The sequence below is a fragment of the Paenalicyclobacillus cellulosilyticus genome, from assembly GCF_014647315.1.
Classification (GTDB): domain Bacteria; phylum Bacillota; class Bacilli; order Alicyclobacillales; family Alicyclobacillaceae; genus Alicyclobacillus_J; species Alicyclobacillus_J cellulosilyticus.
In genome coordinates, this window is record NZ_BMOY01000094.1 from 1 (window position 1) to 300 (window position 300).

The following is a 300-nucleotide window of genomic DNA, read 5'->3' on the forward strand; positions in this document are numbered from 1 at the left end:
TACTAACACCCGTACTCGGATCATCATCATTTTTACTGCGGTAGTCCTTATCATTGCGGTATTAGTGGGAGTTATCCGGTTTACCACAGCCACTTCTCCTGGACGTATCCCGGGAAAAACGGCTATTGCTCCTGGAGCAGGGGATATTCAATCCGTGCCTGGTTCGATTGACCCAACGGCACAATATGCGGCATTACAAGCACAGCAAAACATTGAGCAAGCTCAAACTGCAGCAAAAACGGGTGGAAGTGCCATCCCAACCATTATTCGAACGCAAGCGTTTGGTGCAGGAGTACAAGC

Annotated in this window: 1 protein-coding gene; it reads left to right on the top strand. The window is 49.0% G+C overall.

The features are described 5' to 3' along the window. Positions 1-300, top strand: a 300-nt coding sequence (locus tag IEX97_RS13645; protein ID WP_229776916.1) for a hypothetical protein, incomplete at both ends; no start/stop codon positions are given.